The organism is Halopseudomonas pelagia (genome assembly GCF_009497895.1).
Lineage (GTDB): Bacteria > Pseudomonadota > Gammaproteobacteria > Pseudomonadales > Pseudomonadaceae > Halopseudomonas > Halopseudomonas pelagia_A.
On the sequence record NZ_CP033116.1, the window covers coordinates 1,244,889 to 1,265,466 of the forward strand.

At 59.1% G+C, this 20,578-nt stretch carries 21 protein-coding genes; 17 read left to right on the forward strand and 4 right to left on the reverse strand.

All coding sequences use genetic code 11. From position 1 onward, the window contains the following. Position 1: 1 nt before the first annotated feature. Positions 2-1,183, forward strand: a complete 1,182-nt coding sequence (purT, locus tag EAO82_RS05925) for a formate-dependent phosphoribosylglycinamide formyltransferase (RefSeq protein ID WP_096347982.1) — start codon at positions 2-4, stop codon at positions 1,181-1,183. A gap of 74 nt (positions 1,184-1,257) precedes the next feature. Then, positions 1,258-1,944, forward strand: coding sequence for an SGNH/GDSL hydrolase family protein (locus EAO82_RS05930; protein WP_231703291.1), 687 nt, complete (start codon positions 1,258-1,260; stop codon positions 1,942-1,944). Here EAO82_RS05930 and EAO82_RS05935 read toward each other — a convergent pair. Continuing rightward, on the reverse strand, positions 1,890-3,206 hold the full coding sequence (locus EAO82_RS05935; protein WP_143520381.1) for an HlyC/CorC family transporter: 1,317 nt from the start codon (positions 3,204-3,206) through the stop codon (positions 1,890-1,892). The two genes, EAO82_RS05930 and EAO82_RS05935, sit on opposite strands and share 55 nt — an antisense overlap. Positions 3,207-3,278: 72 nt before the next feature. Next, on the reverse strand, positions 3,279-4,079 hold the full coding sequence (locus EAO82_RS05940; RefSeq protein ID WP_096347980.1) for an inner membrane protein YpjD: 801 nt from the start codon (positions 4,077-4,079) through the stop codon (positions 3,279-3,281). Positions 4,080-4,238: 159 nt separating this feature from the next. Here EAO82_RS05940 and ffh point away from each other — a divergent pair, with 159 nt between their 5' ends. The 11 genes from ffh (at position 4,239) to EAO82_RS05995 (ending at position 13,583) form a co-directional block, all read left to right on the forward strand. Next, entirely contained in the window at positions 4,239-5,642 is a 1,404-nt protein-coding gene (gene ffh, locus EAO82_RS05945; RefSeq protein WP_096347979.1) for a signal recognition particle protein, read from the forward strand. A gap of 167 nt (positions 5,643-5,809) precedes the next feature. Continuing rightward, the gene (rpsP, locus tag EAO82_RS05950) at positions 5,810-6,058 is read left to right on the forward strand and encodes a 30S ribosomal protein S16 (protein ID WP_022961065.1); all 249 of its coding nucleotides are present in this window, start codon (positions 5,810-5,812) and stop codon (positions 6,056-6,058) included. A 1-nt stretch (position 6,059) separates the two neighbouring features. Continuing rightward, positions 6,060-6,602, forward strand: coding sequence for a ribosome maturation factor RimM (gene rimM, locus EAO82_RS05955; RefSeq protein ID WP_096347978.1), 543 nt, complete (start codon positions 6,060-6,062; stop codon positions 6,600-6,602). Between the two features lie 3 nt (positions 6,603-6,605). Then, on the forward strand, positions 6,606-7,355 hold the full coding sequence (gene trmD / locus EAO82_RS05960; protein ID WP_096347977.1) for a tRNA (guanosine(37)-N1)-methyltransferase TrmD: 750 nt from the start codon (positions 6,606-6,608) through the stop codon (positions 7,353-7,355). Between the two features lie 32 nt (positions 7,356-7,387). Next, positions 7,388-7,735: a 50S ribosomal protein L19 gene (gene rplS, locus EAO82_RS05965; protein WP_022961062.1), complete on the forward strand. Its 348-nt coding sequence runs from the start codon at positions 7,388-7,390 to the stop codon at positions 7,733-7,735. A 124-nt stretch (positions 7,736-7,859) separates the two neighbouring features. After that, positions 7,860-8,756 (forward strand): site-specific tyrosine recombinase XerD, encoded by an 897-nt coding sequence (xerD, locus tag EAO82_RS05970; RefSeq protein WP_231703335.1) that lies wholly within the window; start codon positions 7,860-7,862, stop codon positions 8,754-8,756. A gap of 46 nt (positions 8,757-8,802) precedes the next feature. Then, on the forward strand, positions 8,803-9,522 hold the full coding sequence (locus EAO82_RS05975; RefSeq protein ID WP_096347976.1) for a thioredoxin fold domain-containing protein: 720 nt from the start codon (positions 8,803-8,805) through the stop codon (positions 9,520-9,522). Positions 9,523-9,577: 55 nt separating this feature from the next. Then, positions 9,578-10,882 carry a homoserine dehydrogenase gene (locus tag EAO82_RS05980; protein ID WP_096347975.1) on the forward strand — a complete coding sequence of 435 codons (1,305 nt, stop codon included), beginning with the start codon at positions 9,578-9,580 and terminating at the stop codon, positions 10,880-10,882. A 103-nt stretch (positions 10,883-10,985) separates the two neighbouring features. Continuing rightward, positions 10,986-12,395 (forward strand): threonine synthase, encoded by a 1,410-nt coding sequence (gene thrC, locus EAO82_RS05985; RefSeq protein ID WP_096347974.1) that lies wholly within the window; start codon positions 10,986-10,988, stop codon positions 12,393-12,395. A 90-nt stretch (positions 12,396-12,485) separates the two neighbouring features. After that, complete coding sequence (locus EAO82_RS05990; protein ID WP_096347973.1) at positions 12,486-13,070, forward strand: exopolysaccharide biosynthesis protein; 585 nt, start codon at positions 12,486-12,488, stop codon at positions 13,068-13,070. A 48-nt stretch (positions 13,071-13,118) separates the two neighbouring features. Beyond that, complete coding sequence (locus tag EAO82_RS05995; protein WP_096347972.1) at positions 13,119-13,583, forward strand: CopD family protein; 465 nt, start codon at positions 13,119-13,121, stop codon at positions 13,581-13,583. 5 nt (positions 13,584-13,588) lie between these two features. Here the strand turns inward: EAO82_RS05995 and EAO82_RS06000 are convergent, their stop codons facing one another. Next, a complete protein-coding gene (locus EAO82_RS06000) occupies positions 13,589-14,095 on the reverse strand; it encodes a DUF2231 domain-containing protein (protein ID WP_096347971.1) in 507 nt (168 codons plus the stop codon). A 51-nt stretch (positions 14,096-14,146) separates the two neighbouring features. Between EAO82_RS06000 and coxB the strand changes: the two genes are divergently transcribed. Genes coxB through EAO82_RS06020 form a run of 4 tightly spaced genes read left to right on the forward strand, consistent with a single transcriptional unit; the run spans position 14,147 to position 18,522 of the window. Continuing rightward, positions 14,147-14,851 (forward strand): cytochrome c oxidase subunit II, encoded by a 705-nt coding sequence (gene coxB / locus EAO82_RS06005; protein WP_231703292.1) that lies wholly within the window; start codon positions 14,147-14,149, stop codon positions 14,849-14,851. Continuing rightward, on the forward strand, positions 14,844-17,360 hold the full coding sequence (gene ctaD / locus EAO82_RS06010; protein ID WP_096347969.1) for a cytochrome c oxidase subunit I: 2,517 nt from the start codon (positions 14,844-14,846) through the stop codon (positions 17,358-17,360). Before coxB ends, ctaD begins: the two co-directional genes overlap by 8 nt. Continuing rightward, positions 17,360-17,713: a hypothetical protein gene (locus EAO82_RS06015; protein ID WP_096347968.1), complete on the forward strand. Its 354-nt coding sequence runs from the start codon at positions 17,360-17,362 to the stop codon at positions 17,711-17,713. Before ctaD ends, EAO82_RS06015 begins: the two co-directional genes overlap by 1 nt. After that, positions 17,704-18,522 carry a cytochrome c oxidase assembly protein gene (locus EAO82_RS06020; protein ID WP_096347967.1) on the forward strand — a complete coding sequence of 273 codons (819 nt, stop codon included), beginning with the start codon at positions 17,704-17,706 and terminating at the stop codon, positions 18,520-18,522. The genes EAO82_RS06015 and EAO82_RS06020 overlap by 10 nt, the downstream gene beginning before the upstream one ends. Here EAO82_RS06020 and EAO82_RS06025 read toward each other — a convergent pair whose 3' ends face one another. Further along, positions 18,523-20,553, reverse strand: a complete 2,031-nt coding sequence (locus EAO82_RS06025) for a hypothetical protein (protein ID WP_096347966.1) — start codon at positions 20,551-20,553, stop codon at positions 18,523-18,525. Positions 20,554-20,578: the final 25 nt, after the last annotated feature.

Sequence of the window (20,578 nt, forward strand, 5' to 3'; positions counted from 1 at the left end):
CATGGCCAAGATAGGAACTCCCAACGCCGAGAATGCTACCCGGGTGATGCTGCTGGGGGCCGGCGAGCTGGGCAAGGAGCTGGTGATCGAACTGCAGCGACTGGGGTGCGAAACCATCGCCGTGGATCGCTACGAGCACGCCCCGGCCATGCAGGTCGCCCATCGCCGGCATGTGATCAACATGCTGGATGGCAAGCAGTTGCGCGAGGTCATTGAGGCCGAGCAGCCGGACTACATCGTCCCTGAAATCGAAGCTATCGCGACCACCACGCTGGTCGAGATGGAAAGCGAAGGCTACATGGTCATCCCCACGGCGCGCGCAGCCTGGCTGACGATGGACCGTGAGGGCATCCGCCGGCTGGCTGCTGAAGAACTGAATCTGCCCACTTCGCCTTTTCGTTTTGCCGACACCTTTGAAGAATATGCAGCTGCGGTGGAAACCGTGGGGCTGCCGTGCGTGATCAAGCCGGTCATGAGCTCATCCGGCAAGGGCCAGTCCCTGCTGCGGCGTCAGGAAGAACTGCAGGCGGCCTGGGATTATGCCCAGTCCGGCGGCCGTGCCGGCGAAGGACGGGTGATTGTCGAAGGTTTTGTCGATTTTGATTACGAAATCACGCTGCTGACGGTTCGGCATATTGATGGCACCAGCTTCTGTGAGCCCATTGGCCATCGCCAGGAGGGCGGTGATTATCAGGAGTCCTGGCAGCCGCAGGTGATGACTGAGGCGGCGCTGGCTGAATCTCAGCGCATTGCCCTGGCGGTGACCGATGCACTGGGCGGTCGCGGTTTGTTCGGCGTCGAGTTGTTTATCAAAGGGGACGATGTGTGGTTCAGCGAAGTATCACCGCGCCCGCATGATACCGGCATGGTCACGCTGATTTCCCAGGATCTGTCCGAGTTCGCGCTGCATGCAAGGGCGATTCTTGGGCTGCCGATTCCAGCCATTCGCCAGTTGGGGCCTTCGGCTTCTGCGGTGATCATGGTGCAAGGCGAGTCCGTCGCGGTGAGTTACGGCAATCTGCACCAGTCCCTGACTGAGCCGGACACCCAGCTGCGGCTGTTCGGCAAGCCCGAAGTGGAAGGGCAGCGACGCATGGGCGTGGCGCTGGCTCGCGATGAAAGTATTGAAGCGGCGCGTGAAAAAGCCCTGCGGGTTGCCACTAGCGTGGAGATCACGCTCTGAGCCATTGGTGGTATCTGGCAGCGCCCGCGCTGCCGTTACTGCTGCCCCAGGCGTTGTGGGTAAAAAAGACCGCTTTGCGCCTGCCGGATGCAGCCCTGCCCTGGCAGGGCGTCTGCATCCCCGCTAGTTCTGACTTAACTTCCTCCTCTTTGCGTCTACTGGTTATTGGCGAGTCCACCGTGGCTGGAGTCGGCGTAGACACCCAACAACAGGCCCTGTGCGGACAGCTAGCTCAGCAGTTGGCTGATGCTCGATCGCGGCCGGTTATTTGGCAGGCTTGCGGGCGCAACGGTGCGACCGCCGCTATCTGTCGGCAGGAGTTGCTGCCAACGCTCGAGCCGGAGCGGTGGGATCTGGTGGTGATCGTCCTGGGGGTCAATGACACAACGCATCTGACCCCGCGCTGGCGTTGGCGGAGCGAGCTGAGGCGGTTGCTGGCTCATTTCAACGCACGGGCGGCTCAGGTGCTGGTTACTGCGGTGCCGCCCCTAGGCAGGTTTCATGCATTACCGCAGCCTCTGCGGGGCTGGTTCGGGCTGCGCGCGGGATTGCTCGACCTGGATGCGCAGCGTTGTTGCGCGATGGGCCGGGCGCTGCATGTGCCGATGGCCGGGATCTTCGAAAGGCATTACCTGGCGCGCGACGGCTATCATCCCTCGCAAGCCGGGTATGCGCTTTGGGCTGCTGGCATCCTGCGCTGCCTGACTCAGTCGTCGTGCTTGTCGCCTTCGGCTACGGCCTCTGGTTCGTCCTCCGGGTGACGGTCCAGCGCCCGATCCCAGATGCGCACGCTTTTGACCATGTTGTCCTTGGTCTGCAGAATTTCCATCCGGTAGCGGCCAATGGTCAGGCACACACTGGTTTCCGGAATGCTTTCCAGTTGCTCGGTAATCAGACCATTCAGCGTTTTGGGTCCGTCTGCCGGTAGCTTCCATTTCAGCTGGCGGTTGATGGCGCGGATCGCGCTGCTGCCCTCGATCACTACTGTGCCATCTTCCTGGGGGTGAATATCCTGGCTGGGAAGCATCATGTCGGTAGTAAATTCGCCAACGATCTCCTCAAGAATGTCCTCCAGGGTGACCAGGCCAATCACGTCACCGTATTCATCCACCACAATCGCAATACGGCGTTTCTGCTTCTGGAAATTGAACAGCTGTGTATGCAGCGGAGTGCTTTCCGGTACGAAATAGGGCTCCTTGCAGGCGTGTATCAGTGCTTCCTTGGTCAGTTCGCCGCGACTGAGCAAGCGAGCGATGGAGCGCATGTGCACGATGCCGGTGACATTGTTGATGTCGTTGGTGAACACCGGCAAGCGCGTGTGATGGCAGGTACGTAACTGGTTATTGATGACGGACAGGTCGTCCTCCAGATCAATACCCACAGCCTCGTTGCGCGGCACCATGATGTCGTTGACGTTCATTTTCTCCAGATCGAGGATACCCAGCAGCATATTTTGCCGGCTGCGGGTCATGCCTAATCCGGCTTCGCGTACTACGGTGCGCAGTTCTTCGGTGCTCAGTTGGTCGCCGTTGGGGTCGGATGTGTTCACGCCAATTAACTTGAGCAGCATATTGCTGATGGCACCGCAGATCCAAACCACGGGATAGAGGATTATCTGCAGAAATTTCAGAATGATACTGACAGGGAACGCAATCAGTTCTGGACGCAGTGCCGCGAGGGTTTTCGGAGTGATCTCGCCGAAAATGAGAATGACAATTGTCAGGCCTATGGTGGCGATGGCGATGCCGGCTTCGCCCCAGATCTGCGTAGCGATGACCGTCGCGATAGAAGCGGCGAGAATATTGACGATGTTGTTGCCGACCAGAATAGTCCCGAGCAGGCGGTCTGGCCGCTCCAGCAGCTTCGAGGCACGCTTCGCCGCTTTGTGGCCCTCTTTGGTCAGGTGCTTCAGCCGATAGCGGTTGAGGCTCATCATGCTGGTTTCGGAACTGGAGAAGAACGCCGAGAGGACGATCAAGAGGGCCAGTATCATCAACAGAAAACTGGTATGGGCGTCGTTCAAGGGGCTACCTCAGGAGCTGGGGAAAGGGTTTTCATTAGCGGCTAAACCACTGGGCTGCATTGCCGGGCTTCATTAATAGGGCAGCAGGAATTCACGGACCAGCTTACTGCCAAAGTACGCCAGTGCCAGCAGCAGGAAGCCGGCCAGGGTCCAGCGGATCGCATTGCTGCCGCGCCAGCCGCGGAAATGCCGGCCCCACAGCAGGATGCCGAAGACCACCCAGGCTACGCAGGACAGGAAGGTCTTGTGCGCTACGTTCTGGGCAAACATGTTGTCCAGGAACAGGAAGCCGGAAATCAGCGCCAGGGTCAGCAGAATCTCGCCACACAACAGAAACTGGAACAGCAGGCGTTCCATGGTCTGCAGCGGCGGGAAGGTACGAATAAAGCGAGTGGGCCGCTTATGTTTGAGCTGGTAGTTCTGGATCGCCAACAGGCTGGCCTGAAAAGCCGCAATGGTCAGAATGCCGTAAGCCAGTATCGACAAGAGTACGTGCACCACCAGCATACCGCCGGCCGGCACCAGCGTGGTGCCGTGGCTGGGGAACAGCCAGGCGAGCAACCCGGTTATAAAGGCCAGCGGGAACAGGCCCAGCAGCAAACTGGCTACCGGCGCCTTGAGGCTGGAGAGCAGGGTAATGGCGATCACCAGCCAGGCGACCAGCGAGGCGGTATTGAACAGGCCTAACGACAGACCTTCATCGGTAAACAGCTGAATATAAAGGCTGCCCGCGTGCGCGATCAGAGCGATCACACCGATCGCCCGGAGCAAATTGACATTGACGGCCAGGCGCTTGCCCAGGCAACGCAACTGATAAAAGCTGCCGCCTAAATAGAGAAGAGCGGCCAGCAGACTGGAAGTAAGGGCTGTCATACGTCCCTGCGGGTGAGAATCAGTAAGCCGAAGTGTGGCACAAGCCGGGCTGCTGTTAAAGCGCTTCCCTGTCATCCGTAGGGTGCTCAGGGTATACTGCGGCGCTTGATCGCTTCACCCCGCCAATCAGGGGTTACAGGAAGCCTAGGAGACCGACCGATGTTCGACAATCTTACCGAACGCCTCACGCACAGCCTGCAAGGTGTGACCGGGCGCGCCAAACTCACCGAAGACAACATCAAGGACACCCTGCGCGAAGTGCGTATGGCGTTGCTTGAGGCCGACGTGGCATTGCCCGTGGTCAAGGCCTTTGTTGATCAGGTGCGCGACCGTGCTGTGGGTCAGGAAGTATCCCGCAGCCTGTCGCCGGGCCAGGTGTTCGTCAAGATCATCAAGGCCGAGCTGGAAGCGGTGATGGGCGAGGCGGTGGGTCTGAACCTGGCCGTCACGCCGCCCGCGGTGATCCTGATGGCAGGTCTGCAGGGCGCGGGTAAGACCACGTCCGTCGCCAAGCTGGCCAAGCACCTGCGTGAGCGGCAGAAGAAGAAAGTCATGGTGGTCAGTGCCGACGTCTATCGTCCGGCGGCCATCAAGCAGTTGGAGACCCTGGCCAAGGAAGTGGACGTTACCTTCTTCCCGTCCGACGCCGGGCAGAAGCCGGTAGCCATTGTTGAAGCGGCCATGCGTGAAGCACGCAGCCGTTTCATGGATGTGCTGATCATCGATACCGCCGGTCGTCTGGCCATCGATGCCGACATGATGGAAGAAATCCGCCAGGTGCATGCGGCCGCCAAGCCGTCTGAAACCCTGTTCGTGGTCGATGCCATGACCGGTCAGGACGCAGCCATCACCGCGCAGGCGTTCAATGAAGCGCTGCCGCTGACCGGTGTGATTCTGACCAAGGTCGACGGTGATGCGCGCGGTGGTGCGGCGCTGTCGGTACGACACATTACCGGCAAGCCGATCAAGTTCCTGGGCATGGGCGAGAAGACCGATGCGCTGGAGCCTTTCCACCCTGACCGTATCGCCTCGCGGATCCTCGGCATGGGCGACGTGCTCAGCCTGATCGAACAGGCCGAACACAAGCTCGACAAGGACAAGGCCGAGAAGCTGGCCAAGAAGCTCAAGAAGGGCAAGGGCTTCGACCTTGAAGACTTCCGTGACCAGCTGCAGCAGATGCGTGGCATGGGTGGTCTGGGCTCGATGATGGACAAGCTGCCGATGATGGGCAAGATCAATCCATCGCAGATGGAAAACGCCCAGACCCAGGCCGAGAAGCAGTTCAAGGTCATGGAAGCGATCATCAACTCCATGACCCCGCAGGAACGGCGTAACCCGGATATCATCAGCGGTTCACGCAAGCGCCGCATCGCTGCGGGCTCCGGGTCGCAGATTCAGGATATCGGCCGCGTCATCAAACAGCATAAACAGATGCAGAAGATGATGAAGAAAGTCAGCGGCAAGGGTGGTATGGCCAAGCTGATGCGCGGTATGGGTGGCATGGGCGGTGCGGGCGGCGGTGGCGGTATGCTGCCACCCGGCGGCGGTATGCCCAAATTCTGAGAGCCTGCTGTACAGCAGGTGATCAAAAAACAGTTTTCAATGGCCGCGATATTCCGTAGAATACGCGACCTTTCGGGTATAAGGGTCTTTGCTGCGCCTGCGCCGCATGGTCTCACCGCCCGTAATGAATCAATGAGCGTTACTCAAATACAGGAAACAATGTCCACATGGTAACCATTCGTCTAGCTCGTGGTGGCTCCAAGAAGCGCCCCTTCTATCATCTGACTGTCGCCAACAGCCGCAACGCCCGTGATGGCCGTTTCGTTGAGCGCGTAGGCTTTTTCAACCCCGTTGCCAACGGTGCTGAAATCCGCCTGTCAGTAAACCAGGAGCGCGTTAGCTACTGGCTGAGCCAGGGTGCACAGCCCTCTGAGCGCGTTGCTGCTCTGCTGAAGGAAAATCAGGCCGCTGCCTGATATGACCAGTCTGTCGGAGTCGAGCGGATCACCCTTGGTGGTCCTCGGTAAGATTGTTTCGGTTCACGGCATTCGCGGTTCGGTGAAGGTGTATTCCGAAACGGACCCGCTGGATAACGTTCTGAACTATCCCGAATGGATACTCAGACGCGGTGCAGAACAGCGCACCATGACCGTGCTGGAAGGCCGGGTGCAGAACCGGGTGCTGGTGGTTAACCTCAAGGGGATTAACGACCGAGATCAGGCTCTGGCGCTGGTAGATTACGAGATCTGTGTGGCGCGTGAAGCCTTGCCGGATCTTGAACAGGGCGAGTTCTACTGGCATCAGCTGGAAGGTTTGCAGGTCGTAACCGTCGAAGGGCAGTTACTGGGTCGGATCGATCACCTGCTGGAAACCGGTTCCAATGATGTGATGGTAGTCAAACCCTGCGAAGGCAGCCTGGATCAGCGCGAACGTTTGCTGCCCTACCTGCCGGATATGTACGTGAAGTCGATCGATCTGCAGGCAGGTCTGATGCAGGTGGATTGGGACCCGGAGTTCTGACCGGTGTGGGCCGGTGTAGTGACACTGTTCCCCGAGATGTTTGCCGCGTTGACCGAGTACGGTGTTACCGGTCGCGCCGTTAAACGGGGGCAGTTGAGCGTCGAGTTCAGTAACCCGCGAGAGCATGCTCACGACCGTCACAGGACGGTGGATGACCGGCCCTTTGGTGGTGGTCCGGGCATGCTGATGAAGGTTGAACCGCTGCTGGAAGCCATTGAGGCGATCCGGCAGAAGGCGCCTTCACCGCCCAGGGTGATCTACCTGTCACCCCAGGGCCAGCCGCTGACCCAGCAAAGGGCGCAGGAGCTGGCCGAGATGGACAGCCTGGTGCTGTTATGCGGGCGTTACGAAGGCATCGACGAACGCATCATCGAGATGTGCGTCGATGAAGAAATCTCCATTGGGGATTATGTGCTGTCCGGCGGTGAGCTGGGCGCCATGGTCGTCCTGGATGCAGTAACCCGGCTGATCCCCGGCGTGCTAGGGCATGCGGATTCAGCGGTAGAAGATTCGTTTACGGAAGGGTGGCTGGATTGTCCGCATTACACCCGGCCGGAAGAGTTTGAAGAGCGGCGCGTACCGGAGGTGCTGCTCAGTGGTAATCATGAACTGATCCGGCGCTGGCGACTCAAGCAGTCCCTGGGCAGAACCTGGCAACGTCGGCCAGCGTTGCTCAAGGATCTAACGCTGAGCAAAGAACAGCAGCAGCTGTTGGCGGAATTTATCCGCGAACGGGAAACCGATAACCATTGAGTCAAGTCCGACGGCTTGTGCAGGAGTTTTAAATGTCCAACATTATTGCCCAGATCGAAGCTGAGCAGATGAGCAAGAAGTTACCCGAGTTCGCTCCGGGTGACACAGTGATCGTTCAGGTTAAAGTGAAGGAAGGCGATCGTTCGCGTCTGCAGGCCTTTGAAGGCGTGGTTATCGGTAAGCGTAACCGCGGTCTGAACTCCGCTTTCACCGTACGCAAGATCTCCAGCGGTGTAGGCGTTGAGCGTACTTTCCAGAGCTACTCGCCGCTGATCGACAGCCTGACCGTCAAGCGTCGTGGTGATGTACGTAAAGCCAAGCTGTACTACTTGCGTGCCCTGTCTGGTCGCGCTGCACGTATCAAGGAAAAGCTGGGCTGATCAGCTCGCTTTCTGGTACAAGAAAAGGCAGCCTTCGGGCTGCTTTTTTATTGTCCAAAATTCCAACCGGCCGTTTTGCAGCGCAGGATTATGACCCATGCAGCACCCCATGCCTAAAGCCAGCATCAGTGACCTGGAGCAGCGCGTTGTTGCCGGGTACGTTGACAGCCTGTGGCTCGAGCGTGGGCTGGCGCGACCGACGCTGGAAGCCTACCGCACTGATCTGGAGCATCTGGCCAGTTGGCTTGCGTCGCGCGGTAGTGGGCTGATTACAGCCAGCCGGGCCGAGCTGATGGAGCATCTGGGTTGGCGCATTGGCCAGGGTTACCAGGCCCGGTCTACCGCAAGGTTGCTGTCCTGCGTGCGCGGATTTTATCGCCATGCATTGCGTCAGAACCTGATCAGCGAAGATCCGACGCTGGACATCGCGCTGCCCAAGCTCGGTCGTCCGCTGCCCAAGTCGCTCAGTGAGGCGGACGTGGAAGCGCTTCTCGCTGCGCCAGATCCTGAAGACAGCCTTGGTTTGCGTGACCGCTGCATGCTGGAAGTGCTCTATGCGTGCGGGTTGCGCGTCAGTGAACTGACCGGGTTGCGTCTGGATCAGCTGAATCTGCGTCAGGGTGTGGTGCGTGTCACCGGCAAAGGTAGCAAGGAACGGCTGGTGCCTCTGGGTGAAGAGGCAATCGTCTGGTTGCAACGCTATTTGCAGGCCGGTCGCGCGCCACTGCTGGGTGGTCAGCCAAGCGATGTGCTGTTTCCCAGCCGCCAGGGCCGGGAGATGACCCGGCAGACCTTCTGGCATCGCATCAAGCTGCATGCTAGTCAGGCGGGTATCCGCACGCCGTTGTCACCGCACACGCTACGCCACGCTTTTGCCACGCATTTGCTCAATCACGGCGCGGATTTGCGCGTGGTGCAGATGCTGCTCGGGCACAGTGATCTATCGACTACCCAGATCTATACCCATGTTGCCCGCCAGCGCCTGCGTGATCTGCATGCAAGCCATCATCCCCGTGGGTGAGCGAGATCTTTCATGCTAAGCTTGTCGGCCGTAAAGAGGACCTGATATGCGACTGAAATTGCTAATGGCATCGTTGTCAGCGCTATGCGCCACAGCTGTGCTTGCTGAACCAGCTGACGACATCCGTGCCAGCCTGAGCAAACTGAACCTGCCTGTAGCCATCAAGACGATTTCCGAGTCGCCGATCAGTGGTGTGTATCAGGTGCAGCTGGATAGCGGTCGCATTCTGTATGCAAGCGGTGATGGGCAGTTTCTGATCCAGGGCGCACTTTATGATCTGAGTGCCGCGCAGCCGCGAAACCTGACCAGCGCAGCTGAAGCGGCCGGTATCGGTGAGGTGGTCAATGGATTGCCACAAGACCAGCTGGTTATATTCGCGCCGGACAAGCCCAAGACTCATGTGACGGTGTTCACGGATGTCGATTGTGGCTATTGCCGACTATTACACAGCGAAGTGGGCAAACTGAACGATCTGGGCATTGAAGTTCGCTATGCGGCGTTTCCGCGTAGCGGGCCAGGCCAGCCGTCGGCGAAAATCATGGAATCCATCTGGTGCGCCGAAGATCGGCAGGAAGCCATGACCGAAGCCAAGCTGGGCAACAAAATCGAGACTCTGACCTGTGACAACCCGGTGAATAAGCAATTTGCCCTGGGTCAACAGGTCGGTGTGCAAGGTACACCAGCGATCTTCATGGCCAATGGTGTGTTGCTGCCGGGCTACAAGCCGGCCGCAGAACTTGCCGAACAAGCCCTGGCCAATCAGTAAAAACCGCCAGGGCAAATCTACTTTTTATTACATCTGATCCAATGGGGGCCTTAGTTTGAAACCGGTTAAAGTGGGAATCTGTGGTCTGGGCACCGTCGGTGGCGGCACATTCAACGTCCTGCAGCGTAATGCGGTGGAAATTGCCCGGCGCGCCGGTCGGGATATCGAGGTCGCGCAAATTGCTGCCCGGCATCTGAACCCGGCTTGCAGCCTGGGCGCCACCCCGGTGACAGATGATGTCTTCGAGGTCGTGAATAATCCCGAAATCGATATTGTTATCGAGCTGATCGGTGGTTATGGCGTAGCGCGGGAAGTAGTCCTGCAGGCCATCGCCAACGGCAAGCACGTAGTGACCGCAAACAAAGCGCTGATCGCCGTGCACGGCAACGAGATTTTTGCCGCAGCCAGCGAGAAGGGCGTGATGGTCGCGTTCGAGGCTTCCGTAGCCGGCGGCATCCCGATCATCAAGGCGGTACGTGAAGGCCTGGCCGCCAACCAGATCGATTGGGTGGCAGGCATCATCAACGGTACCGGCAACTTCATTCTGACCGAGATGCGCGACAAGGGTCGTACCTTTGACGACGTGCTGGCCGAAGCCCAGGCGCTTGGTTATGCCGAAGCCGATCCGACCTTCGACGTGGAAGGGATCGATGCTGCGCACAAGCTGACGATTCTGGCTTCCATTGCCTTTGGTATTCCGTTGCAGTTCGACAAGGCGTACACCGAGGGCATCAGCAAGCTGACCACGGCCGACGTTCGCTACGCCGAAGCATTTGGCTACCGGATCAAGCATCTGGGCATTGCCCGGCGGACTGCTGATGGCGTCGAGCTGCGCGTACACCCGACACTGATTCCTGCCGATCGTTTGATTGCCAACGTCAATGGCGTAATGAACGCGGTCATGGTCAACGGCGACGCAGTAGGCTCGACGCTGTATTACGGTGCCGGCGCTGGCGCGGAAGCCACGGCTTCGTCAATCGTTGCCGACATCATCGATGTGGTACGTACCCTGACCACTGACCCGAACAATCGCGTGCCGCACCTGGCATTTCAGGCGCATTCGCTGTCTGACTTGCCGGTTTTGCCGATGGGTGAGGTGGAAACCGCCTATTACCTGCGGATCCAGGCCAAGGACCGCCCAGGCGTGCTGGCCAAGGTGGCGAGCATCCTCTCCGAGCGCGGGATCAATATCGAATCGATTCTGCAGAAAGAAGCCGAAGAGCAGGACGGTCTGGTGCCGATCATCATCATGACCCACCGCGTTCACGAGCAGAAAATGAATGACGCCATCGATGCGCTTGAAGCGCTGGACGATATCGCCGGCCCGCTGATGCGGATCCGGGTTGAACAACTGAACTGATAGCGGCAAGCCGCAAGCTGCAAGTGGCAAGCAAGCCGGAAGATGACCGGTGGCTTGAGGCTTGAGGCTTGAGGCTTGAAGCTCAAACCGAAGGTTTGCAACGATGCGCTATATAAGCACCCGCGGCCAGGCACCGGCCCTGAATTTTGAAGACGTATTGCTGGCCGGTCTGGCTACCGATGGCGGTCTGTATGTGCCGGAAAATTTGCCGCGCTTTACCCAGGAAGAAATTGCCTCCTGGGTCGGGCTGCCGTACCACGAGCTGGCGTTCAATGTGATGCGCCCGTTTGTGGCGGGCAGCATCAGCGATGCGGATTTCCGCCGCATTCTGGAAGAAACCTATGCGGTATTCGAGCACCAGGCGGTAGCGCCGCTGCGTCAGCTGGGTGCCAACGAATGGGTGCTGGAACTGTTTCACGGCCCGACGCTGGCGTTCAAGGACTTTGCCCTGCAACTGCTCGGGCGCTTGCTTGATCACTTCCTGATCAAGCGAGGCGAGCGCGTGGTGATCATGGGCGCGACCTCGGGTGATACCGGGTCTGCCGCGATCGAAGGCTGCAAGCACTGCGAGAATGTGGATATCTTCATTCTGCACCCGCACAACCGGGTCTCGGAAGTGCAGCGCCGGCAGATGACCACCATCATGGGCGACAATATTCACAACATCGCCATCGACGGCAACTTCGACGATTGCCAGGAAATGGTCAAGGACAGCTTCGCCGATCAGGGCTTTCTCAAGGGTACTCGTCTGGTCGCGGTCAACTCGATCAACTGGGCGCGGATCATGGCGCAGATCGTCTATTACTTCCACGCTGCGCTGCAGTTGGGTGGCCCGGCTCGGTCCATGGCTTTCTCGGTACCGACCGGCAATTTTGGCGATATTTTTGCCGGCTATCTGGCACGTAACATGGGTCTGCCGATCAGCCAGTTGATTGTCGCGACCAATCGCAATGACATCCTCCATCGCTTCATGGGCGGCAATCAGTATGACAAGGATACGCTGCACGCCTCCCTGTCGCCGTCGATGGACATCATGGTCTCCTCGAACTTCGAGCGCTTGCTGTTCGATATGCATGGCCGTAATGGCTTGCGCATTGCCGAGCTGATGGCGACCTTCAAGTCGACCGGCAAGCTCAAGGTCGAGCAGGAGCGTTGGACCGACACGCGCAAGCTGTTCGATTCGCTGGCAGTGGATGACGAGGCGACCTGTGCGACCATCGCCGAAGTCTTTAATGAGTGCGGCGAACTACTGGATCCGCACACGGCCATAGGCGTGCGCGCAGCGCGTGAGTGCCGCCGTTCGATGTCATTGCCGATGATCACGCTGGGCACGGCGCATCCGGTCAAGTTCCCTGATGCAGTCCTCAAGGCTGATGTCGGCGAAGCGCCGCATCTGCCTGCGCATCTGAGTGATCTGTTCGAACGCCAGGAGCGCTTTACCGTGCTGGCCAATGAGCTCAAGGCGGTTCAGTCTTTTGTTGCTGAACACGGGAACCGCGGCAAGCCTCTCTGATCTAACGGGGCTCCCTAGCCGGGTGCCCGGCTAAGGGCGCCAATCAGGACCCCGGATCGGCCCGGCCGGATTTGCGCAGGAGGAGCGCCGTTGTCGACGTCTTTACATAATCTGGAGCAACTGCTCGAACATATTGCCGTGCTGGCCAAGGACGAACAGCAGGTCTCCATGGCCCAGGTGGTCGAGTCGGTCGGTGACCGCTCGTTCGGTCCGCTACTCCTGATTATGGGCTTGACGCTGTTTTCCCCGCTTAGCGGCGTGCCGGGGATGGCGATCTTTGCCGGCCTGTTCGTTTTGCTTATTGCCCTGCAGATGTTGGTCGGGCGTAAGCATTTCTGGTTGCCGGGGTTCATCCTCAATCGTTCTGTTGCGCAGAGCAAGCTGACCAAGGCCCTGGACTGGCTGAAGCCGACCGCTCGCCGCGTCGATCGGATGATCAAACCGCGCCTGAACTTTATGCTGCATCCCTCATCTACTTACCTGATAGCCGGGCTTTGCGTCATGGTGGGTGCTGCGTTGCCGTTTCTCGAACTGGTGCCCTTTTCTTCGTCAATCGTAGGTCTGGCGTTGGCCATTCTTGGTCTGGCGTTGGTAGCGCGCGACGGCCTGCTGGTCCTTATTGCAGTATCTTTTATCGGGGCGGCGGGTAGTTTGGCGATCATTAAATTGCTGTAGCCCTGGCTCGCCTGGCTTCGATCATGCATACAAGGAGTTGCCGACGCGATGCTCTGGTTTCTGGTTTTACACATAGCTGCCCTGTTGTTCTGGGGAGCGTGTCTGCTCTATCTGCCGGCGCTGATTGCCGGCGCCTCCTGGGATAATGCCGAGATCAATAATCCGGCCATCAATGGTTCCGCGATCAAGGAGCCACCGAACCCGTTCGACTCCATTGCACGCTTTGTATTCACCCGCATAGCTACGCCTGCCGCTTTGTTGGCGATTCTGGCAGGCAGTCTGGTTTTTCTGGTTAACCATACGGTAACGGTTTGGCTGATTGCCAAGCTGACGATGGTGGTGGGGCTGGTGTTCGTCCATACCTTGCTAGGTATGCTGGTGCTGCGCCTGGAAGCCAATAACGGCAAGCCGTTGCGGGTGTGGTGCCTGGTGTTGGGGTTGACTGCCTGCGCGCTGATGGCGGGAATTATCTGGCTGGTGCTGGCCAAACCTGTGTTGGAGGTTTGGCCATGAACGTCTCAGGGCTCATCGTACTGTTGGATTTTCATATTGCGCGCTACCCGCTTCGCGGTTTTCTCCGGCGCGACGCCCACCGCATGGTCATAAACCAGTTGTCCGCCGAGAAAACTGGCCAGGGCGATCAACAAGCCGCCCAGCAGCGACATATACAGGCCCCAAGGCATGATCAGGGCATCCGGGCTGCCAAGCCGGCTGAGCCAATTGAGCGTGGCGACAGACAGCAGCATGACCGCCAGAATGGCATGGCACCAGGCCGTTATAAGGCGGCGTATCTGCTCAACAATAATCAGGTCGAGCAAGCCGATGGTGCCGGATATCCATCCGCCCACGACGCCCACGCCCGCCAGCCACAATCCGGCTCGGGCCCAGAAAAAATCGCCACTCAGCAGATAGGCGATGTCAGTCCCGATCAAACCCAGCAGGGCAGCCACCGGAAAGTGAATGACCATCGGATGTATCGGATGCCCGTGAATCGACATTTTGCTGATAATGGAAGCGGAAGCCATCTTGATCCTCGACGTTATGCCCGTGTGCCTGCCCGTCGGGCAAGTTGTGGTGTGAGCAAAAGATTAGCAGCCGCAGCGCTGCTTGGCACGTCCTTGCTGCTCGGCGGTTGTAGCGGCCCGATGTCCTCGTTGCAGCCGGGAGGCCCAAGCGCTCAGGCGGGCGCGTGGATGTGGTGGGGGATGTTCGGGTTCTTTACCCTGGTACTGGTGGCAGTGATAGTGCTGTGGCTGCATGCCATGCGCCGTGATCCCGGCGAAGTCAGCGACCGGGAGGCGCAACGTGAGCAAAATCGCTGGGTGATCGGCGGCGGATTGATTCTACCCACTCTGAGTATTGTCGTGATCCTGGCGGTGGGTATCCCCTTGGGTCAGCGAATGCTGCCATTGCCGCCAGCCGACGGTGAGGTGGTGCGCATTGACGTCACTGCTCACCAGTGGTGGTGGGAAGTCAGTTATCCGGATACCGGCATTGTGCTGAAGGACCAGTTGCATATCCCTGCCGGCGTGCCGGTGGATCTGCGCCTGACCAGCAACGATGTTATCCACGCGTTCTGGGTGCCGCGACTGGGCGGCAAGATGGATATGTTTCCGGGCAGAACCAATATTCTGCGGTTGGAAGCAGATCACCCCGGTGTTTATCACGGCAGTTGCAGTGAATTTTGCGGCCGCGGTCACGCGCACATGCAATTTACCGTAGAGGCCCACGAACCGGATGGTTACCAGGCATGGCTGACGGAGATGCAAGCCGATGACTGAACATAGAAACCAACCCGATCAAGCGCGCCACGAGGAGCTTGAGCGCGTATGGGGCAACGAACCCGGCTGGCGGTCGGCGTCTGCGGTCAATCACACGACCGTAGGCCTGCGTTTTCTGATTACCGGCCTGGCTTTTTTCCTGGTCGGCGGCGTGCTGGCGATGCTGGTACGCACCCAACTAGCGTTGCCGGAACAGGACATCATCGGCCCGGATCTGTACAACCAGATATTCACCATGCACGGCACGGTGATGATGTTCCTGTTTGCGATTCCGGTGCTGGAAGGCGCGGCCATGTACCTGATCCCGAAGATGATCGGTACCCGTGATCTGGTGTTTCCGCGGCTCAGTGCGCTTGGCTATTACTGCTATCTGTTCGGCGGCCTGATCATCATGTCCAGCCTGGTGCTGCAGATTGCGCCGGACGCAGGCTGGTTCATGTACACGCCGCTCAGCAGTTCTACCTACTCCCCGGGTCCCGGGTCCGACTTCTGGCTATTAGGCATCACCTTCGTCGAGATCTCGGCTATCTCCGCCGGTGTCGAGCTGGTGGTCTCGATACTGCGTACCCGGGCCAATGGCATAGCACTGAACAAGATGCCGATTTTCTGCTGGTACATTCTGGCGATGGCGCTGATGATCATTTTCGGCTTTCCGCCGTTGATTCTCGGCAGCATCCTGCTGGAACTGGAGCGCGCCGCGGGCTGGGTATTCTTCGAGGTAGCCGGTGGCGGCGATCCGCTGCTCTGGCAGCATCTGTTCTGGCTGTTCGGTCACCCTGAGGTGTACATCATTTTCCTGCCGGCGGCGGGGATCGTCTCCACGCTGATTCCGGTGTTCGCTCAGCGGCCACTGGTGGGGTATCGCTGGATTGTGCTGGCGATCATCGTCATGGGCTTTATCAGTTTCGGCCTGTGGGTGCATCACATGTTCACTGTGGGCATCCCGCAACTGGCGCTGGCGTTCTTTTCGGTAGCCAGCATGCTGGTGGCGATACCCACGGCGATTCAGATATTTTCCTGGCTGGCGACATTATGGAGCGGCAAGGTCCTGTTCCGTTTGCCCATGCTGTGGATTCTGGGGTTTCTGATTGTGTTTGTCTGTGGCGGTCTGACCGGGGTGATGCTGGCGCTGGTACCGTTCAATTGGCAGGTGCATGACACCCACTTCGTCGTCGCGCATATGCATTACGTGCTGGTCGGCGGGATGCTGTTTCCATTGGTGGCGGGCTTTTATTATTGGCTGCCGCATATTTCCGGGCGCATGCCGTCGGACACACTGGGGCGCTGGGGCTTCTGGCTGTTCTTTGGCGGCTTCAACATGACCTTCCTGCTGATGCACCTGACAGGTCTGCTGGGTATGCCGCGCCGGGTTTATACCTATGACGCGGAAATGGGTTGGGGCTGGCTGAATCTGCTGTCATCGGTGGGCGGCTTTGTCATGGCGATCGGTGTGGCGGTGGTGATCCTCGATATCGCGCTGCATTTCCGTTTCGGCCGCAAGGCCGAGCGCAATCCGTGGAATGCCGACACGCTGGAATGGGCTACACCGATGCCGGTCAGCGCGTACAACTTTGCCAGCCTGCCGGATATCACAACGCGGCATCCCATGTGGGATCAGCCTGATCTGCCGGATACCATCGCGGCGGGCAAGCACGGGTTGCCGGAGGTGCTGAATCAGCGTCGGGACATTTTTGGCTCGGATGCGATTACCGGCAAGGTTCGCGAGATTGTGCATCTACCCTCCAATTCCTGGTTGCCAATGCAGACCGCCGCGGTGATCGCCGTGGTGTGTATCAGCCTGTTGATAAAAGCCTATCCGCTAGCGTTGGCAGCCAGCTTTGGCGTGCTGTTCTTTGCACTACGCTGGAGTTGGCACAATGGCGCTCATCCAGTGGCTTCGCCCTGGCGTGACGATGACCCGGTAGATCCGCCGCTGCATTCAAGAACCTTCGATGGACCGGGCCTGTGGGGTATGGTCATCAGCCTGATGGCCAACGGCACCTTGTACGTGTCGCTGTTGTTCGGCTGGTTTTACCTATGGACCGCCGCGCCGCAATGGACGGCGCCGGAAGATGGCCCCATTGCACTGTTGCCATTGTTTGCCAGTGGCGTGTTGCTGAGCCTCGCTGTGTTGGTGTTTCGCCGGGCAGTAAGCCAGTTGCGTCAGGGTACTGACGCGCGTCTACAAAGCTTGCTGTGGCTGGCCGCCGGATTGGGGCTGCTGCATTTTCTCAGCCTGGTCTGGGTGCTGGTGACCGCGCCTCTGACGCCGGGCGAGCTGGCGCATGACGCGGTGCTGACCGTAATGCTCTATTACCTGCTGTTTCATGGCGGCCTGGCGACTATTTTCACCGTGCTGCAAGCGGTACGAGTGCGCATAGGCTACGTGGCCTTGCGCCTGCCCTACGAGCCGGTGGTGGTGCAGCCATTCTGGATGTATACGCTGGGCGTGTTCTGGATGAGCTTTGCCGCCTTTGTGCTGTTGCCGATGGCCTGGGGAGGTGTCTGATGTCGCCGTGGTCACCGCTGCACCCATTGCATCTATTTCTTGGACTGGTTATCTGGAGCCTGTGGTTTGTTGCGCTGTACGGTGGCTTGTCGCTGGCCTGCGAGTTCGCGCCGCCTGATCAGGAGCGCGGGGCCTTGACCTGGGTTAACGCTTCCATGTTGCTGCTCGCAGCGCTGGTCAGCACTTTTCTGCTCTGGTCTGCCAGGCGCTGTTGGCGGGCTGCGCCGAATGCCGATGAAGGCGCCGCTACCGGTCGGTTTGTGGCGCGGATCGCCGCTGCTGTGTATCTGATCTCGGGGCTGGCGGCAGTTGGGCTGGCTCTTCCCGGCGTGATTTTGCCCCCATGCATTTAAGGCGTGCGATTTTAGCCGTGCTCGCGGGGGTGTGGGCGCCCGTATCGTCCACATGGGCGCATAGCCCGCTTGAAGGCGGCGGGCAGGAGCAGCTCGCGGCATTATTGAGCGCGCTGGTCATGGCCGGATTCTGGTTGCTCTATCTGACGGGTGCCTGGCGCGTGCGCCCGGCGCTCTGGCAATCCGCCGCGTTTCATACAACCATGATTCTGAGCTTTTATGCTGTACTGGGTCCGTTGGATGAATGGGCGGAAACCAGCACGGCCTGGCACATGGTCCAGCACATGTTGTTCATGGTGGTCATCGCGCCGCTGTTTGTGCTGTCGCGTCCGCTGCCGCAGATATCTGCCGGGGGTGGACGTGCGGGAGCGCTAGTCTGGGAACCGATGCTGCGTTTTACGCGGCATCCGATGCTCACCGCCTATGTGCATGGCATGGTCATCTGGTTCTGGCATACCCCTTACTTCTACGTACTGGCGCTGGATAATCCCTGGTGGCATGTGATCGAACACGCCTTCTTTCTGGTAACGGCGGGGTTGTTCTGGTGGGCAGTACTGAAGAGCGCCTCGCGCAATGTGCACTGGGCACTATTCGCGTTGCTGTTTACCTTGATGCATACGGGTTTTTTGGGGGCGATGCTGACGTTCGCACAATCGTCGCTGTACGGAGCAGATCGGCCGCTGGAGGACCAGCAACTGGCCGGACTGATCATGTGGGTGCTGGGCGCCTTCCCTTATCTGGTCGCTTCGTGCTGGGTCGGCTACCGCTGGTACCAGCAGATGCAGCGCAGGATCAGCCCCGACGGCTGATCACACTGGCTGCTGGCCGCTCTCGCCCTGCAGGTCGCCCGCAGGCAACCGGTCAGCACCCCAGCTACGCTGGATATAGCCAATCACTTCATCCAGTTCGCCGCGGGTCACGGTGGCCATTTCGCCATGCTCCAGCGGGTCGTAATGGAAAATATACAGACGCGACAGAAACTGCTCAAAGGGCAGTGAGGCTTCACCAAACCGCTCGCCATGGCCAGCGGTGCTGACAGTCACGCCGTCGCCCCAGTTTTGACCGCTGTCGTTGTTCGGGTTGAAGAAGTACACGCGCATCACATCCTTGGGATCCAGAGTCACGCGCAGGATGGTGATGGCATGCCAGCCGATAAAACGCGCTGCGCTGTCGGTGACCGCGATGCCCGCGGGCTGGGGGTGGATCAAGGGCTGATTACCGTTATGGAACGGATGGTAAGCGGCATAGAAGTGCCGCAGAAAGCCGTCCAGGTCGACCAGCTTGCCGGTCGGCACATCCACATTCAAGCGGAAGCCGCGGCCGGCCCACCAGCCATGAAACTCCGGATTGACCCAGCGGTGCGGATCTCCTTCGCGGCCGATACAGCGCCGACCCATCTCCGCATAGATGCGATCCAGATGCGGTACAACAATCAACGATACCGGGTCCAGATCGATTGGCAGGCTGGTGGCCACCCCGGACAGGCTTTCCTGTGAGGAAATCGCCTGGCCCTCGAAGTGCATGATGATTTCGTCATCGCGGGCAGCCCAGGTCACCATCTGCAACAGGTAGTCCGGATCATTGTAGGCCCACATGGACATCGCCCGCGCCGACTGGCAGGTCGGGTTGTTCCCCTGACCCACACCCAGCGGCAGACCCAGCATGCAGAGCACGCCTTCAAGCAGGAACGCTTCGGGCGTGGCCTGATCACCAAAGGCCATAGCCAGGCGTTCCCGGGTGTAGGTGCTCAGCGGTAGACCCAGCTGTCGCCACATCGCAGGGGCCACGGGCAATTGATAGAGGATGCCGCGCTCCAGCATCAACGACAGGCCGTAAATAGCCTGCGGTGTAGCAGGGAAGACGCTGGCGTCAATCAGGCTGAGCGCTAGTTCGCGGTAGCACATCAGGCAATCGCGACCTGTCGATGACAAGCCCAGCGCTTCCGATAGCAGGTGTTCGCCTTCGTTCAGCAAGTGCCGTACCAGAACCGTGTGGTAAGCCGAGACCAGGCCAGTATCATGCATCGCCCGCGCAAAGCCGGTGGCTTCGCTCTGCAAGGCGGTGTTGTCCATGTATTCGAGACGTTCTTGATAGATCTCGATCCCGGGATCTTCACGGCACGCGTGCGTTGGTCCGAACAGGCTGCTGACAAGTCGGTCGGCACCCTGACCGCTGGTGCCCAGATCGATCTCGGGGTTGGCTTGGCAAATCGCTATCTGGGTGATCATGCGACGCACTGAGCTGACCTGAATCGGTCGCTGCTGCTGGATGCGCCAGATCTCATCAATCAATTGATCAATGATGAATTCGTAGCCGATACAGCTGGCCAGGTGTTCAAGCAGGTTACGGGGAAGAGCGGCCAACCTGCCCTGGGTTTCCCGTTCGGCTTCGCTGGGCGGAGTGAACAGCAGGACGAGGTTGTTGGCCAGTACCTGGGTAAGAAAATGATGCGCTTGCTCTGCACTCATGGACGGGTGCACATAATCGCCGCGTGATATCGCCAATAACCGCAACTGGCTTAACGCTTCAATGACCAGTGTGTTGGCGTCCGGGCTGCGCAAGGTATTACCGGTCAGTGCCGGGATCAACGTTTGCGGGCTGTCCCAGTCCGAGCCCATGAATACACCGGCGCTTTCCAGAGCCTGTGCACGGGCGGCCAATCCGACACAGCCGCCGTCATGCAACAGAACCCGCCGAGCTGTATCGAATACCCGGTCGAGCTTGCCAATTTTGGCAAAATCGGGCGCATTGTTCAGCGCCTGGAGGGCATCATCAAACCGCGACAGCAGCAACACTAACTTGCTGTCATCAACCTGTTGCTCGGCATCGCTGCTAGCCACACACTTCCCCTTACCCTAAATTGTT